This is a genomic window from Rhodococcus sp. 2G (genome assembly GCF_001886355.1).
In the GTDB taxonomy this organism is placed as follows: domain Bacteria; phylum Actinomycetota; class Actinomycetes; order Mycobacteriales; family Mycobacteriaceae; genus Rhodococcus; species Rhodococcus pyridinivorans.
Window position 1 is genome coordinate 2244144 of the sequence record NZ_CP018063.1, and the last position, 15237, is coordinate 2259380.

The 15237-nt window shown below is 69.0% G+C and carries 15 protein-coding genes; 1 reads left to right on the plus strand and 14 read right to left on the minus strand.

Annotation, left to right across the window (positions count from 1 at the left end):
* Positions 1-37: 37 nt before the first annotated feature.
* From rarD to lspA, 4 genes are all read right to left on the minus strand, one after another.
* On the minus strand, positions 38-979 hold the full coding sequence (gene rarD / locus BO226_RS10480; protein ID WP_442977401.1) for an EamA family transporter RarD: 942 nt from the start codon (positions 977-979) through the stop codon (positions 38-40).
* Positions 980-1102: 123 nt separating this feature from the next.
* The gene (locus BO226_RS10485; protein ID WP_006554123.1) at positions 1103-1750 is read right to left on the minus strand and encodes a hypothetical protein; all 648 of its coding nucleotides are present in this window, start codon (positions 1748-1750) and stop codon (positions 1103-1105) included.
* Positions 1751-1753: 3 nt separating this feature from the next.
* Positions 1754-2662 carry an RluA family pseudouridine synthase gene (locus BO226_RS10490; RefSeq protein ID WP_170318568.1) on the minus strand — a complete coding sequence of 303 codons (909 nt, stop codon included), beginning with the start codon at positions 2660-2662 and terminating at the stop codon, positions 1754-1756.
* 14 nt (positions 2663-2676) lie between these two features.
* Positions 2677-3291 carry a signal peptidase II gene (gene lspA, locus BO226_RS10495; RefSeq protein WP_033097611.1) on the minus strand — a complete coding sequence of 205 codons (615 nt, stop codon included), beginning with the start codon at positions 3289-3291 and terminating at the stop codon, positions 2677-2679.
* Between the two features lie 66 nt (positions 3292-3357).
* Between lspA and BO226_RS10500 the strand changes: the two genes are divergently transcribed.
* Positions 3358-4314, plus strand: coding sequence for a hypothetical protein (locus BO226_RS10500; protein WP_037216823.1), 957 nt, complete (start codon positions 3358-3360; stop codon positions 4312-4314).
* 78 nt (positions 4315-4392) lie between these two features.
* Here BO226_RS10500 and BO226_RS10505 read toward each other — a convergent pair whose 3' ends face one another.
* From BO226_RS10505 to ftsZ, 10 genes are all read right to left on the minus strand, one after another.
* Positions 4393-4899 carry a hypothetical protein gene (locus tag BO226_RS10505; protein WP_033097609.1) on the minus strand — a complete coding sequence of 169 codons (507 nt, stop codon included), beginning with the start codon at positions 4897-4899 and terminating at the stop codon, positions 4393-4395.
* Positions 4900-5021: 122 nt separating this feature from the next.
* Entirely contained in the window at positions 5022-6332 is a 1311-nt protein-coding gene (locus BO226_RS10510; protein WP_071935182.1) for a DNA polymerase IV, read from the minus strand.
* 124 nt (positions 6333-6456) lie between these two features.
* Positions 6457-9615, minus strand: a complete 3159-nt coding sequence (gene ileS, locus BO226_RS10515; RefSeq protein WP_071935183.1) for an isoleucine--tRNA ligase — start codon at positions 9613-9615, stop codon at positions 6457-6459.
* 260 nt (positions 9616-9875) lie between these two features.
* Positions 9876-10148: a hypothetical protein gene (locus BO226_RS10520; RefSeq protein ID WP_006554130.1), complete on the minus strand. Its 273-nt coding sequence runs from the start codon at positions 10146-10148 to the stop codon at positions 9876-9878.
* Between the two features lie 63 nt (positions 10149-10211).
* Positions 10212-11066, minus strand: a complete 855-nt coding sequence (gene wag31 / locus BO226_RS10525; protein WP_006554131.1) for a DivIVA-like cell division protein Wag31 — start codon at positions 11064-11066, stop codon at positions 10212-10214.
* Positions 11067-11217: 151 nt separating this feature from the next.
* Complete coding sequence (locus BO226_RS10530; protein ID WP_006554132.1) at positions 11218-11508, minus strand: YggT family protein; 291 nt, start codon at positions 11506-11508, stop codon at positions 11218-11220.
* Between the two features lie 156 nt (positions 11509-11664).
* Positions 11665-12327, minus strand: coding sequence for a cell division protein SepF (locus BO226_RS10535; protein ID WP_006554133.1), 663 nt, complete (start codon positions 12325-12327; stop codon positions 11665-11667).
* Between the two features lie 32 nt (positions 12328-12359).
* Positions 12360-13091, minus strand: a complete 732-nt coding sequence (locus BO226_RS10540; RefSeq protein WP_024101264.1) for a YggS family pyridoxal phosphate-dependent enzyme — start codon at positions 13089-13091, stop codon at positions 12360-12362.
* The gene (pgeF, locus tag BO226_RS10545; protein ID WP_071935184.1) at positions 13088-13834 is read right to left on the minus strand and encodes a peptidoglycan editing factor PgeF; all 747 of its coding nucleotides are present in this window, start codon (positions 13832-13834) and stop codon (positions 13088-13090) included. The genes BO226_RS10540 and pgeF overlap by 4 nt, the downstream gene beginning before the upstream one ends.
* The gene (gene ftsZ / locus BO226_RS10550) at positions 13831-15060 is read right to left on the minus strand and encodes a cell division protein FtsZ (protein ID WP_071935185.1); all 1230 of its coding nucleotides are present in this window, start codon (positions 15058-15060) and stop codon (positions 13831-13833) included. Before ftsZ ends, pgeF begins: the two co-directional genes overlap by 4 nt.
* Between the last annotated feature and the right edge of the window lie 177 nt (positions 15061-15237).

Genomic DNA, 15237 nt, shown 5'->3' on the forward strand with positions numbered 1-15237 from the left:
CGTGCCTCTCCCGGGATGTCTGTGGGCAGAGACGAGTCTAAGCCGCGCGAGGCTCCGCAGTGACCACGGCACGCTGACGACGGGCCCGCACGAGTGCGTCCGTGCTGTACACCGCCAGGGCGATCCAGATCAGGACGAAACCGATCCACCGCGAGGCGGGCATGTCCTCCCCGAGCACCACCACACCCCACGTCATCTGCAGGCTCGGCGTGAGGTACTGCAGCATGCCGAGTGTCGCGAGCGGGACCCGTTGTGCGGCCGCGCCGAAGAGCAGCAGCGGCACTGCGGTCACCAGCCCCGCCGATACGAGCAGAGCCGTGTGATCCACGCCGTGCCCGAGGAAGGTGCCGGTGCCGGTCACCGCGAGGAAGATCACGTACCCGAGCGCGAACGGGGCCGCGACGATCCCCTCCCCTGTCAGGGACGTGCGCGGATCGAGCGGCACGATCTTCTTGATCACCCCGTAGGACGCGAAGGACAGCGCCAGGGTCAAGGCGATGATCGGTGGTCTGCCGTAGTCGACGGTGATGACCACCACCGCGCACACCGCGAGCACCAGCGCCGCGATCTGCGCCGGCCGCAATCGTTCCCGGAAGAACAGGACACCGAATACCACGCTGACGAGCGGGTTGATGAAGTAGCCGAGTGCGGTCTCCACGACCCGGCCCGAGACGACGCCGTAGATGTAGACGCCCCAGTTGACCGCGATCGCGGTGGACGCCGCGGCGACCAGGCCCCAGGTGCGGGCCGACAGGCCGCGCAGGGTGCCGAGGCGTCCCATGACGCCCAGCACGATCAGCATGAGCACGAGGGTCCACAGCACGCGGTGCGCGAGGATCTCGACGGCGCCGGCGGGTTCGAGCAGACCGAAGTAGACGGGGAACAGTCCCCACAATCCGTAGGCACCCAGACCGCACAGCACCCCGGTGCGCACGATGTTCCGCTGCTCCGAGTCGTTCCGACCCTCCGAGTCGCTCACCGGCTCACCCTACGGCGCCGCCGGTGCGCTGTCGTTCCGAGACACTGTCGTTCCGAGACACTGTCGTTCCGAGACACTGTCGTTCCGAGACACTGTCGTTCCGAGACGGGATCCACCGCACCGTCACACTTCCCCGTCGTCCGGGCCGGGCACGACCGTCTCGACGTGGGTGGGCAGCAGCGGGGTCACCGCGAAGCGTCCCGCGATCGCGTCTGCGGGCAGGACCTCCACGGCCCGCACGTCCGGGGCGTCGGCGACGGCCCGGAACTGTGAGGGAGTACCCCGGAGCACCGCCGCGACGACGCAGTCGCAGCCGTCGGCGAGCCGCTGCGCGGAGACCGCCCCGACCCGCGCGGCGCGTTCGGTCCCGAACTCCACCAGGCTCAGCCGGCCCGCGGCGACCGAGGGGGCACGACGCACCGCCTCCGGGTTCTCCGGCACCGCGACCGGCACCAGTGGTGTCTGGACGCGGTCGATCGGGACGCGGAACAGCACCTGCGCCACGCGCACCTCGTCGGTGCGTTCGACTACCCGGTCGATGCCGACGGCGTCGGTGAAGGACACCAGTCCCCAGTGCTCGAGGTCTCCGTCCGTTGCCGCCTCGCTCAGGCTGTCCGCGGCCCGTGCCAGATAGTCGGCGACCGCTTCCCCGTTGTCGGGGCCGAGGGTGTCGCTCCCCACGGGGGCCGTCCGCGGCGGTGAGGTCCACCCGGCGACGAGCACCGCGACGACGAGAACGACGACCGACGCCCAGGGCAGGACACGTCCCATCGGTCAGGCGTTGCGCAACACGGCGAGCGCGTGTTCGAGATCCGGAGGGTACTTGCTGGTGATCTCGACCCAGTGCCCGCGCGTCGGGTGCGAGAACCCGAGGGTGCACGCGTGCAGCCACTGCCGTTCGAGACCGAGACGCGCCGCGAGACGTGGGTCGGCTCCGTAGGTGAGGTCGCCGCAGCAGGGGTGACGCAGTGCCGAGAAGTGCACCCGGATCTGATGGGTCCGACCGGTCTCGAGATGGATGTCGAGCAGGCTCGCGGCCTGGAACGCCTCGATCGTGTCGTAGTGCGTCACGCTGGGTTTGCCGTCGGCGGTGACCGTGAACTTCCAGTCGCTGCTGCGGTGGCGGCCGATCGGTGCGTCGATGGTGCCGCTGCTCGGGTCGGGATGCCCCTGGACGAGCGCGTGGTACCGCTTGTCGACCGTGCGTTCCTTGAAGGCGCGCTTGAGGACGGTGTAGGCGCGTTCGGACGTCGCGACCACCATGACGCCGGAGGTGCCCACGTCGAGCCGGTGCACGATGCCCTGGCGTTCGTGGGCGCCGGACGTGGAGATCCGGTAGCCGGCGGCGGCGAGGCCGCCGATCACAGTCGGTCCGGTCCAGCCGACGCTCGCGTGGGCGGCGACACCCACGGGCTTGTCGACCGCGACGATGTCGTCGTCGGCGTAGAGAATCTCCATGCCCTCGACGGGCTGGGCCTCGATGGTCAGGGGGCGGGGCGGCTCGGGCAGTTCCACCTCGAGCCAGGAGCCTGCGGACAGTCGGTCGGACTTGCCCACCGCCGCGCCGTCGACCACGACGGCGCCCTCCTCGGTGAGCATGGCGACCACGGTCCGGGACAGACCGAGCAGGCGCGCGAGGCCTGCATCGACACGCATCCCGTCGAGCCCGTCGGGTACGGGCATCGCGCGGGTTTCCCTCACTGGTGTGATTCCTTTCTCGTTTCGTCCGCACCCGGCGCTGCGTCCCGGCCCTTCGAGGCACCACCGTCGGGTTCGACGCCGAAGACGGTCAAGGCCACGAGCAGGATCGCTCCGCACACGATGGCCGAGTCGGCGACGTTGAACACCGGCCACCATCCGACCGACACGAAGTCGACGACGTGGCCCTGCAGCGGTCCGGGCGAGCGGAACAGACGGTCGGTGAGATTGCCGAGCGCTCCCCCGAGGACGAGGGCGAGGCCGAGCGCCCACCACCTCGATCTCAGGGTCCGGCCGATCTTCACGACGCCGACGACGACGGCGATCGCGACCAGCGTGAGCAACCAGGTCATGCCCGTGGCCATGGAGAACGCGGCACCGGGATTGCGGACGAGTGTCAGGGTGACCGTGTCGCCGACGATCGAGATCGGATCGGCTGGGTCGATGTAGTGGACGGCGAGCACCTTCGTCACCAGATCCGCGACGTAGACGACGAGCGCCACGAGCAGCAGCGGCCGCAGCATGCGCCGGCCGACGGAGGGGGACGGCTCGTCGGCACGACCGGGAACCGGCGTCTCCGCGTCGCGGTCGGGTCGGGAAGCTTCGTTCGTCACCGCTCCATCATCCCCTACCGGACGACCGCGGCGGTTCCCCCTCCCGTCGTGGCTACCCTGGGTGGCGTGCCTGCGCTGTCCAGATTCCCCCGCTCGGGGCCGTGTGCCCTCGCGGCTGTGCTGTCCCTCTCCGCTCTCGTCGCCGGTTGCGGTGGTCCTTCGGACGGCGCGCCCGCCGTCACGGCGGCGACATCGACGGAGGTGACGGTGCCGGTGTCGGCGGTGACCACGACAGTGCTCGACCCCGGTGCCGAACCCCGATCGGTGGTGCGGCTCGTACCGGAGGCCGGGGTGCAGCAGGGCGTCGTCCTCACCACCCGGTCCGAGGTCTTCCAGCGCGTCGGCGACGACCCGCAGCAGGACTTCTCCACTCCCGAGCTGACCCTTCCGCTCTCGGCGACGGTCGAGCGGGCGGTCTCCGACGAGGACCCGAGCACCGTGGTCGACATCACCGTCGGATCGGCGACGTCGCCGGACGAGACGCTCGGATCGGCACTGTCCGATGCCGAGGGTTCCGGAGCCGGACTGACGATCGGCCCCACCGGCGCGATCAGTGCGCTGCGCCTCGAGCCCACTCCCGATGCGGCGAATATCGCACGGTCGGCGATCGAGCAGGCCTTCTACCAGGCCGTCTATCGCATCGTCTCGTTCCCGGAGGAAGCCGTCGGGGTGGGCGCGGTGTGGGAGATCCACCAGCAGGTGATGAGCGCGGGCATCACCCTCGACCAGGTCGGGACGGCGACGCTCGTCGAGCGGGAGGACGACCGCATCACGGTCGACGTGAAGGTTGAACAGACACCGCGCGAGTCCACCTGGGTGCTGCCGAACGGGCAGGGCCGTCTCGACATCGAGCAGTACACGATGGCCGGTGAGGGGTCGATGACGATCGACGCGTCGCTCCCCCTGCCCGTCGGCGGAGAACTGACGGTGCGGGGCGATCAGACCTACGTCGAGCCGGACGGCGGAACGCGCCTGTCGCAGTCGCAGGTCGACCGGGTGGGCTGGAACACCCCGGATCAGTAGTCCGGGAGACGGACGAACACCGACGGCCGGCGCGGATGATCCGCGCCGGCCGTCGGTTCGTTCGGGACGAGTACTACATCACACGCAGGCCGGGGACTGCAGCTGCGCCATGTTGATGACGATGGAGCACGCATAGTCCTTCGACACCTTCCAGGTGTCGTCCTCGGCGACGAAGTCGACCGTGCCGAAGGACGGCTGGTCGCTGCCCGCGAGCGCCATCTCGACACCGGCGGTGATCGTGCCGTTCTCGTTGTCGGTCACGTCGACGACGTTGACCTGCACACCGGCGTCGTTGGCCGCCTGGGCGACCATGTTGATCAGCTCCGGATCCTCCTCGGCACCCTGAACCAGGTCGGTCTTCTCGGCGGCCGGGACGCTCAGGTCGAAGGCGCGCGCGAGGTCGGCGTTGAGCTCCTCGACGGTGGGCACCGGCGGGTAGTCGACGGCCGGAGCCGCGGCGGTCGTGGTCGTGCTGGTCTTCGCGGTCGTCTCGGAGGAGCTACCGCCGTCGTCCGAGCTGCAGGCGGACATCGTGAGGGCGGCGGCGAGCGCCACGGTGGCGACGGTGATCTTGCGAAGCTTCAACTTCTCGTCCTTCTCGTTCGGTCGTGCACGATGTGTTCGTCGTGCTCGGTCATCCGGCAGCGGATCGCCCGCAAGAGTACCCGGCGGTAGTAAGAAGACCATGAGGGCGCCGGGAACATGTTTCAGTTCAGGCTCGCGAGCGGGTCGGCGACGCCGAGGTCGGGATCGTTCTCGTCGAGCGTCCGTGCTGGTCCCGGACCCGTGCTGCGTGTCTCGAAGCGGACGGTGACCACGCCGTGGCCCGCGCCCTGCACCCATCCGTGCCCGAATTCGGGATGGCAGACGTCGGCGCCCGGCGTCCACCGGGTGGCCGGTCCGCTCGCCGCGACGCGCTCCTCGTCGTCCTCCTCTGCCGGTCCGGTCTCCTCGGTCGTCGTCCGGTCGAGTTCGGGGAACAGGGTGTCCTGCGCGATAGCGGACAGACCCGCATAGCCCACCCCGACGAGCCGGACGGGGCCGATCTCGAGGGGATCGAGCGCGAGTCGCTGGGCGGCGGCGGTGAGCACCTGCATGTCCTCGGTGGCGTAGGGCAGGGTCGACGACCGGGTGAGCACCGACATGTCGGCCTTGCGCAGCTTGAGCACCACCGTGCGGGCGGCACGCCCGTCCTTGCGCAGGCGTGTGTGCGCGGCGGTCGCCGACGCGGCGATCGCCCGCCGCAGTCCGGGCATCGCGACGATGTCCGTGGGAAAGGTGGTCTCGGCGCTGACCTGTTTCGCCTCGGCGCGCTCCGCGACGGGCCGGTCGTCGAATCCGTTGGCGAGCCGGTGCAGTCCCGGCCCGATGGTGCCGCCGAGGATCGACGCCGCCTCGGCGACGGGCAGCGCCGCGAGATCTCCGATGGTCTCGATGCCGAGTCGCCGCAACCGGTCCTCGGCCACCGGACCGATCCCCCACAGCTTGCGCACCGGCAGGCTGTGCAGCAACGGGAGTTCGCCTTCGGGCCGGACGACGAGCAGCCCGTCCGGTTTCGCGAGACCGGACCCGATCTTCGCGATCTGCTTACCCGATCCGGCCCCGATGGAGGCGACGAGACCTGTTTTCTCCCTGACGTGTTCGCGTAACTCGGAACAGAAGCGTTCGACCTCGTCGGCGTCGGCGCCGGCGAGTTCGAGAGGTTCGGCGAACGCCTCGTCGAGAGAGAGGGTCTCGAGGATCGGGATCCGGGCGCGCAGGGTGTCGAAGACGAGTCCGCTCAGTTCGCGGTAGAGGATTCCGCGCGGAGGCAGCACGACCGCCGCCGGTCCGACGAGGCGCCGTGCCCGGCTCATCGGCATGGCAGAGCGCGCACCGTAGACGCGGGCCTCGTAGCTCGCGCCGGCCACCACCCCGCGGGCACCGAGCCCACCGACGAGGACCGGCCGGCCCCGCAGGGTCGGCCGGGTCAACTGCTCGGCGGACGCGAAGAACGCGTCGAGATCCAGGTGCAACACCCAGCGCCGACTCACGGAAGCGGGCACGTGTCGAGACTAGTGCGCCGCACCCACACGTCCGGTGGGAGGCCGCAGGTCGGTGCTTCCGGAAGGACGCTCGGTCCTTCCGGAAGCACCGGCCCGGTCACGCCCTGACGATGGACGCGCGGGTTCCTTCGCCGAGTTCGATCGCCTCGCCTTCGGGGGCGCCGAGCTCGAAGGTCGTGGCGAGGATCTCGCCGGCGATCAGATCCCGGTGGCGGTCGGCCCATTCGGCGCGTTCGGCCGGAACCTCGAACCGCACCGAGATGCGGTCGGAGACCTCCAGGCCGAGGTTGCGGCGCGCGTCCTGGAATTCGCGGATGCGGTCCTTGGCCCAGCCCTCGGCCTCGAGTTCCTCGGTGACGGTCGTGTCGAGGACCACCAGGCCGTTGCCACCCGGCAGCGCGGCGGTGGATTCCGGCTCGGCCGCGACGAGACGGCTGGTGTACTCCTCGGGCAGCAGGGCGATGCCGGCCGCGGTGACCGTGCCGTCCTCCGCCTGCGTCCAGTCGCCCGCCTTGACGGCCTTGATGACCTTCTGCACGTCCTTGCCGAGACGGGGACCGGCGGCACGTGCGTTGACGACCACCTCGAACCGGCCGTGGGCCTCGACGTCCTCGGTGGTCACGACCCGCTTGACGTTGACCTCGTCCTTGATGAGGTCGACGAACGGATCGAGATGCGACGAGCCCGGCGTCGCGACCGTGACCTCGGGCAGCGGGAGTCGCACGCGCAGCTTCTGGGCCTTACGCAGCGACAGCACGGTCGAGCACACCCCGCGCACCTCGTCCATCGCCGCGACGAGCGCGGGATCCGAGGGCAGGTCGTCGGACGCCGGCCAGTCCGCCAGGTGCACCGACCGGCCACCGGTCAGACCCCGCCAGATCACCTCGGACGCCATCGGCAGCAGCGGCGCGGCCAGGCGCGTGACGACCTCGAGCACCGTGTGGAGGGTGTCGATCGCGTCGGTGTCCTCGTCCCAGAACCGGTTCCGCGAGCGGCGCACGTACCAGTTGGTCAGCGCGTCGCAGAAGGTGCGCAGCTCGTCGCACGCCCCGGCGATGTCGACGGCCTCGAGCGCCTCGGTGATGACGTCGCGGGTCTGCGCGAGCTTGGCGAGGATGTACCGGTCGAGCACGTTCGTCGAATCGGTCCGCCAGGTGCCCGGCTTCGACGCGTACAGCTGCAGGAAGCTCCACGCGTTCCACAACGGCAGCAGCGCCTGCCGCACACCCTCGCGGATGCCCTGTTCGGTGACGACGAGATTGCCGCCGCGCAGGATCGGCGAGGACATGAGGAACCAGCGCATCGCGTCGGAACCGTCGCGGGCGAAGACCTCGTTGACGTCGGGATAGTTGCCCTTCGACTTGCTCATCTTCAGGCCGTCGTCGCCGAGGACGATGCCGTGCGCGGCAACGCATTTGAAGGCAGGACGGTCGAACAGCGCGGTGGCCAGGACGTGCAGCGTGTAGAACCAGCCGCGGGTCTGCCCGTTGTACTCGACGATGAAGTCGCCCGGGTAGTGCGTGTCGAACCAGTCGCGGTTCTCGAAGGGATAGTGCACCTGGGCGAACGGCATCGAGCCGGACTCGAACCAGCAGTCGAGGACCTCGGGGACGCGACGCATGGTCGACTTCCCGGTCGGGTCGTCGGGATTCGGCCGGGTCAGTTCGTCGATCATCGGCCGGTGCAGGTCGGTGGGCCGCACGCCGAAGTCGCGTTCGAGTTCGTCGAGCGAACCGTAGACGTCGACACGCGGGTACTCCGGGTCGTCCGAGATCCACACCGGGATCGGGCTGCCCCAGTAGCGGTTACGGCTGATGTTCCAGTCGCGGGCACCTTCGAGCCACTTGCCGAACTGACCGTCGCGGATGTGCTCGGGCACCCACGTGATCTGCTGGTTGAGCTCGACCATGCGGTCGCGGAAACGGGTGACGGCGACGAACCACGACGGCACCGCCATGTAGATCAACGGCTGACCCGACCGCCACGAGTGCGGGTAGGAGTGCTCGATGGTCTCGTGCCGCACAAGCTTTCCGGCGGCCTTGAGGTCCTTGATGATGGCCGGGTTGGCGTCGAAGACCTGCAGACCCTCGTACGGCGGCACCATCGAGGTGAACTTGCCGCCCGGATCGAGCGGCTGTACGAGCTCGATGCCGTTGCGCTGGCAGTACTCCATGTCCTCTTCACCGAAAGCCGGTGCGAGGTGGACGATTCCGGTGCCGGACTCGGTGGTGACGTAGTCGGCGGCGATCACCCGGTGGGCGTTCTCGCGGCCGGTGAAGAAGTCGAAGGGCGGCTCGTAGGCGAGACCGACGAGGTCGGTGCCGCGGTAACGGCCGAGCACGTCGGGTTCCTCGCCGAGTTCGCGGGCGTAGTGGCCGAGACGATCCTGCGCGAGCAGGTAGGTCTTGTCGTCGGCGCCACGCACGGCGACGTACTCGATCTCGGGGTGCACCGCGATCGCGAGGTTGGACGGCAGGGTCCACGGCGTGGTGGTCCAGATGAGCGCGCACGCGCCGTCGAGTTCGGAACCGGGTGCACGCAGCACCATGTCGACGGTGACCGCCGGGTCCTGACGCATCTTGTAGGCGTCGTCGAGACGGGTCTCCTGGTTCGACAGCGGCGTCTGCTCGTACCAGCTGTAGGGCAGCACCCGGAAGCCCTGGTAGATCAGGCCCTTCTCGTACAGCGACTTGAACGCCCACATGACCGACTCCATGAAGTCGAGGTCGAGGGTCTTGTAGTCGTTGTCGAAGTCGACCCAGCGGGCCTGACGGGTGACGTAGTCGCGCCACTCACCGGTGTAGCGCAGCACCGACTGCTTGCAGTAGGCGTTGAACTCGGCCAGGCCCATCGAATCGATCTCGGACTTGTCCTTGATGCCGAGCTGCTTCTCCGCTTCGAGCTCGGCGGGCAGGCCGTGGCAGTCCCAGCCGAAGCGGCGGTCGACCTTCTTCCCGAGCATGGTCTGGAAGCGCGGGACGACGTCCTTGACGTAGCCGGTGAGCAGGTGCCCGTAGTGCGGGAGGCCGTTCGCGAAGGGCGGGCCGTCGTAGAAGACGAACTCGTCGGCGCCGTCACGGTTGCGCAGCGACGCCTCGAAGGTACCGTCGGAGGCCCACTGCGCGAGCACACGCTCTTCGAGCGCCGGGAAGTCGACACCCGAATCGCGCGGCAGGTCGTAGTCGACGCGCGGATATCCGGCAGTACTGCCGGCGGTTGCTGCGGTGGGATCCGGTGCAGCGTGGTTCTCGGTCACAGCGTGGCTCCTCCGTGCCTGGATACGTCTCGGCACGGGGACGATCGCCGTGCGCGTGCACGGCCACCGCGGTACCACCCCGCTTGCTCGTCCCGGGGGACGGCCACTCGTTCGGGCTGTGACGGGCCCACCCGTCCGGTTCTACTGGGCGACCGGCAAGGTCGCCGTTCTTCCGGAGGCTCCCCGGTGATGGCCGGATCGACGCCGCCCGCGATCGCGGGATCGAGCTTCACGCTCGGTGATGCATATTGTAGGACGCTTCAGCGATCCGAAGAATTCCGGTCGCCGCGACGCCGGCGCGATGCACGCCGACCGGGACGTCCGCCCGAGGCTCCGGCCTGCCCGACGGAACGGGGATCGGCCCACTCACCTTCGGCCGAACTCCGTCCGCCGAGCGTGCTCGCCAGCAGGAGCACCGCTCCCACGACGCACACCGCGATACAACCCCATGCCCAGAGCACCGAACCGGTCATCAACGCGATCACGAGAAGACCGAATCCGACAGCTGCGAGTACCAGCGTGACGACGAGCACGACGCTCCTCCTCTACCGAGGTACAGCACCAGGCCGTACAGCACCAGCCGGAGAGACCGTCGGTCAGCTGTTGCCCTTCGCGAAGGACGACGATCCGAACGACGACGACGAGTTGGACTGGTTGAACACTTCCTGTCCACCGTCCACCGGAACGGCGGAACCGCGCTGCTCGAGCTCTTCGAGCTGCGACTCCAGATAGGACTTCAGGCGCACCCGGTATTCACGCTCGAACGTCTTGAGCCGCTCGATGCGCTCCTCCAGCACCGAACGCTGCTGGTTGATCGTGGCCATGATCTCGGTGTGCTTCTTCTCCGCGTCCGCCTGCAGCGCGTCGGCCTTCTCCTTGGCCTGACGCAGCTGGGTCTCCGAACGGGTGCGGGCATCGGCGAGCATCGCGTCGGACTTCTGCCGCGCGTCGGCGATCATCGCCTCGCTGCGGGTGCGGGCGTCGGAGACGAGCTGCTCGGAGTTGGTCCGAGCGTTGCGCACGAGCTCCTCGGCCTCGGCCTTGGCGTCGCCGGTGAGGCGGTCGGCCATCTCCTGCGCGAGCCCGAGGACCTTGGCGGCCTGCATGCTCGCGTCGCCGCTCGACGGCGCAGCGGCGACCGGGACGGGTGCCGGAGCCGGCGCCGGGGCGGGTTCCGGCTTGGGTGTCTCGACGACACGCGCGGGTTCGGGTTTGGACGGGGCCGCCGGCGCGGACGACGACGCGCTGCGCGGCGCCTTCTTGGCTTCGGCAAGCTCCTGGTCGAGTTCGGCGACCCGCTGACGCAGGTCGGCGTTCTCCTCGATGAGGTTCGTCAACTCCTGCTCGACGAGATCGAGGAAGGCGTCGACCTCGTCCTCGTTGTAACCACGCTTCCCGATCGGAGGCTTGCTGAACGCGACATTGTGCACATCAGCTGGTGTCAGCGGCATGGAAGGATCCCTTCACGCGTCGAGTAAGCGGTCAAGCAGGCGTTCTGAGTAATCGACAGTGCGTTACGCGTATCAAAACCCACTGTATATGGCACTCCATTGTGGCACACGGCAGCTCCGGGACGGCTCGACCCGACGTCCGACGCAGGCATCATGCTGCGCCGCCCCTGGGCAGGAATGCCATGAGGAAATACACGATGAACAGCAAGACCATGATGGACAGATCGAGCCGTACACCACCGAGATTGAGCGGCGGAATCAGTCTCCGCAGCAGCTTCACCGGCGGATCCGTGACCGTGAAGATCGCCTCGAGAACGACGACCACGAAGCCGGACGGCTTCCACTCCCGCGCGAAGGTTCTGATGAACTCGACGATGATCCGCCCGATCAGCAGAAGCCAGAAGATGAACAGCAGGAACCACAGCACCTCGAAAACGGCCACCTGCCCACAATGCCCGACGATGACGGGTCGATCAAAACCGAAACGCCCGGCCTGCAGTGATCTGCATCATGGCCGGGCGTGTCGGAACACTCGAGGGACGGCGACGGGCATGCCACGACGGACGTGCCGTGTGCACGCCCGCGCAGCGCGCGTCGACTACTGCTGGTTGTAGAAGCCGGTCTCGGCGATACGCCGCCGTTCCTCGGCGGAGACGTCGATGTCGGCGGGCGAGAGCAGGAAGACCTTCGTGGCCACCTTGTCGAACGAACCGCGCAGCGCGAAGGCGAGCCCGGCCGCGAAGTCGACGAGTCGCTTGGCGTCGGCGTTGCTCATCTCGACGAGGTCCATGATGACCGGCGTTCCGTCGCGGAAACGCTCACCGATCGTGCGCGCCTCGCTGTAGTCGCGGGGGCGCAACGTGGTGATCTTGGACAACGGACCTCCCTCGTCGAAGAGCGCACCACGCCGGGGCTCGGCGCGCTCGAGCCGGCTCTCCGCCGTCAGTGGTGCACGGCTGGGAACCGCGCGGGCCGGGGTGGGCGCCGGACGGGGACTGCGAGCGGTGATGGGTTCGACCCGCGGACGCGGTGCCGGCTCGTACCGGTCGAACTCGTCGTGCTCGAACTCGCGAACCGGTTCCTCGCGGTGCGACGGGGCGTACTCGTCGCGATGCGACGGCGCGTAGCCGCCATAAGTGGCCTCGCCGTAGTCGCGATCACGGTCGCGGCGGCCACTCGCCGGATCGTCGAGGTACTCGTCCTCGTAATCCTCGAGCGGCACCATCCCGAAGTACGCCTTGAACTTGTGGAGTGTGCTCATCGATCGCCTTTCCCTCGCGCGGCGGATGTCATTCAGGCTAACGGTCGATACCCCAAGACCGCCGTTCCGACACGCACGCACGTCGAACCCCATCGAACCGCGTGCTCGAGGTCACCCGACATGCCCGCGGACAGCTCCACCGCCGCCGGGTGGTCCTGCAGCAACCGTGCATGCATGGCGTGAAGCTGCTCGAATGCCCGTTCGGGCTCCCACCCGAGCGGCGGCACTCCCATCAGGCCTCCGAGTTCGAGGACCTCGGACGCGGCGACCGCCTCGGCGAGGGCGGGAAGATCCTCGGCGACCACGCCGCCGCGCTCCCGGTCGCCATCGAGGCTGACCTGCAGCAGTGCCCGCAGCGGTCCGGTGCGTTCGCCGGTGTCGAGGGCGGCCCGCGCCCCCTTCTCGAAGGCCTGCACGAGACGGAGACTGTCGACCGAGTGCACCGTGTGCGCCCAACGGGCGACGGCACGGGCCTTGTTGCGCTGCACCCGACCGATCATGTGCCACTCGACCGGCGCGTCGACGCTCTCCCGGAACACGGCGATCTTCGCGCTCGCCTCCTGCTCGCGGGACTCGCCGAAGCGTTCGCATCCCAGCTCGTGGAGGAGCACGGCGTCGGAGGCGGGAAAGAACTTGGTGACCGTCAGCAACGCGACGTCCGACGGATCGCGTCCGGCGGCGCGCGCCGCGGCGTCGAGCCGCTCGCGTACGGTGGCGAGACGTCCGGCGAGTTCGTCGCGCCGCTCCTCGGAGGTGGGGCTCACGCCGTTCCCTCCTCGCCGGCCTCCTCGAGCCAGACGACCGAGGCGAACCGCCCCGTGGGTGCCGAACGCCGGTGGCTGAACAGCGAGGTGTCCTCGATCGTGCAGCGCGGATCCTCCACCACGGCGGTCACGCCGTGATCGGCGAGCTGGCGGCGCAGTCCGGCACGCAGGTCGAGTCCGGGAGTACCGCGGTTCGTGCGGGTCGCGCTACCGGGCAGGTGTGCCTCGACATCGGCCCTCATCGCCGCGGGCACCTCGTACTGCCGGCCACTCGCGGCCGGTCCGAGCAGCGCACCGATGCGATCGGGGCGGGCGCCGAGATCGACCATGACGTCGAGCACGCGCGGGAGGATCCCGATGCGCGCCCCCACCCGGCCGGCGTGCACCGCGGCGATCACCCCGGCCACCTCGTCGGACAGCAGGATCGACACGCAGTCGGCGCTGAGGGTCACGAGCGCGAGCCCGGTCTCGCGGGTGATGAGCGCATCGGTGGCGGGAACGGGTTCGGACACCGGCCCGTCGACCACGGTGACGTTGCGGCTGTGGATCTGTTCCATCCAGACGAACCGCTCGGGCGGCAACCCGATGACGGACGCGAGCCGCCGCCGGTTGGCAGCGACTGCGGCCGGGTCGTCACCGACGTGATCGGCGAGGTTGAAACTGTCGTACGGAGCTGCGGACACCCCGCCGGCTCGTGTGGTCACGACCCGGCGGGCGCGCAGCAGGCGGTGCGGAGCCGTCAACGGCGCATGAAGATCGGCACGTCGACGTCGTCGTCACCGTCGTCGTCGATGTCCACGCTGCGGGGTGCGTTGCCGCCTCCGGCCGGCGGCTGGCTGCCGACGGGGGGCTGCTCGCGCACGGGGGTGGTTTCGACGGTCTCGCGCTCGGGACGGCCGAGTTCGCCGGCGCGCGCGACGCCGATCGCACCGGGCCGACCGGCCGACTGCTGCTGCTGCTGCGGCTGCTGTTGCGCCTGCCCCTGCTGCTGCTGGCCGACCTCGACGGGACGGCGGGCAGGCGTTCCGCCCTCGAAGCCCGCGGCGATGACGGTCACGCGGACCTCGTCGCCGAGCGAGTCGTCGATGACCGTGCCGAAGATGATGTTGGCGTCGATGTGCGCGGCCTCCTGCACGAGCGAGGCAGCCTCGTTGATCTCGAACAGGCCGAGATCGGATCCGCCGGCGATCGACAGCAGCACGCCGCGCGCGCCTTCCATCGACGCCTCGAGCAGCGGCGAGTTGATCGCGGCCTCCGCGGCCTTGATCGCACGCCCCTCGCCGCGCGACGAGCCGATGCCCATCAACGCGGAGCCGGCACCCGACATGACGCCCTTCACGTCGGCGAAGTCGACGTTGATCAGACCCGGTGTGGTGATGAGGTCGGTGATGCCCTGGACACCGTTGAGGAGCACCTCGTCGGCGGAGCGGAAGGCGTCCATGAGACTGACGGCGGCGTCGCCGAGCTGGAGGAGCCGGTCGTTGGGGATGACGATGAGCGTGTCGCAGGACTCGCGCAGCGTTTGGATGCCGGTGTCGGCCTGACTGCCGCGGCGCTTGCCCTCGAACGAGAACGGACGCGTGACGACACCGACGGTGAGCGCGCCGAGCTTGCGGGCGATGCTCGCGACGACGGGAGCGCCGCCGGTACCGGTTCCACCACCCTCGCCTGCGGTCACGAAGACCATGTCGGCGCCCTTGAGTACTTCTTCGATCTCGTCCTTGTGATCCTCGGCGGCCTTGCGGCCGACCTCCGGGTCTGCGCCGGCGCCGAGTCCGCGGGTCAGTTCGCGGCCGACGTCGAGCTTGACGTCGGCATCCGACATGAGCAGGGCTTGCGCGTCGGTGTTGACGGCAATGAACTCGACTCCCTTGAGTCCCTGCTCGATCATGCGGTTGACCGCGTTCACGCCGCCACCGCCGATACCGACGACCTTGATTACGGCGAGGTAGTTGTGCGGGGGCGTCATGTGCTCTCGCCTTCCTGAAGTTCCGGGTGGTGCATGGTGTCCGGGTGGTGCTGGGTCTGGGTCTGACTCGATGTCGGTCACGTCCGCCGGTCGGGCGGACGGCTCCGCAGCGCGCTGCCCCGACAAACCCTCAACCACAGCTTGAAGGTTATGTCAAGTAACGCGACTGTCCGAAAC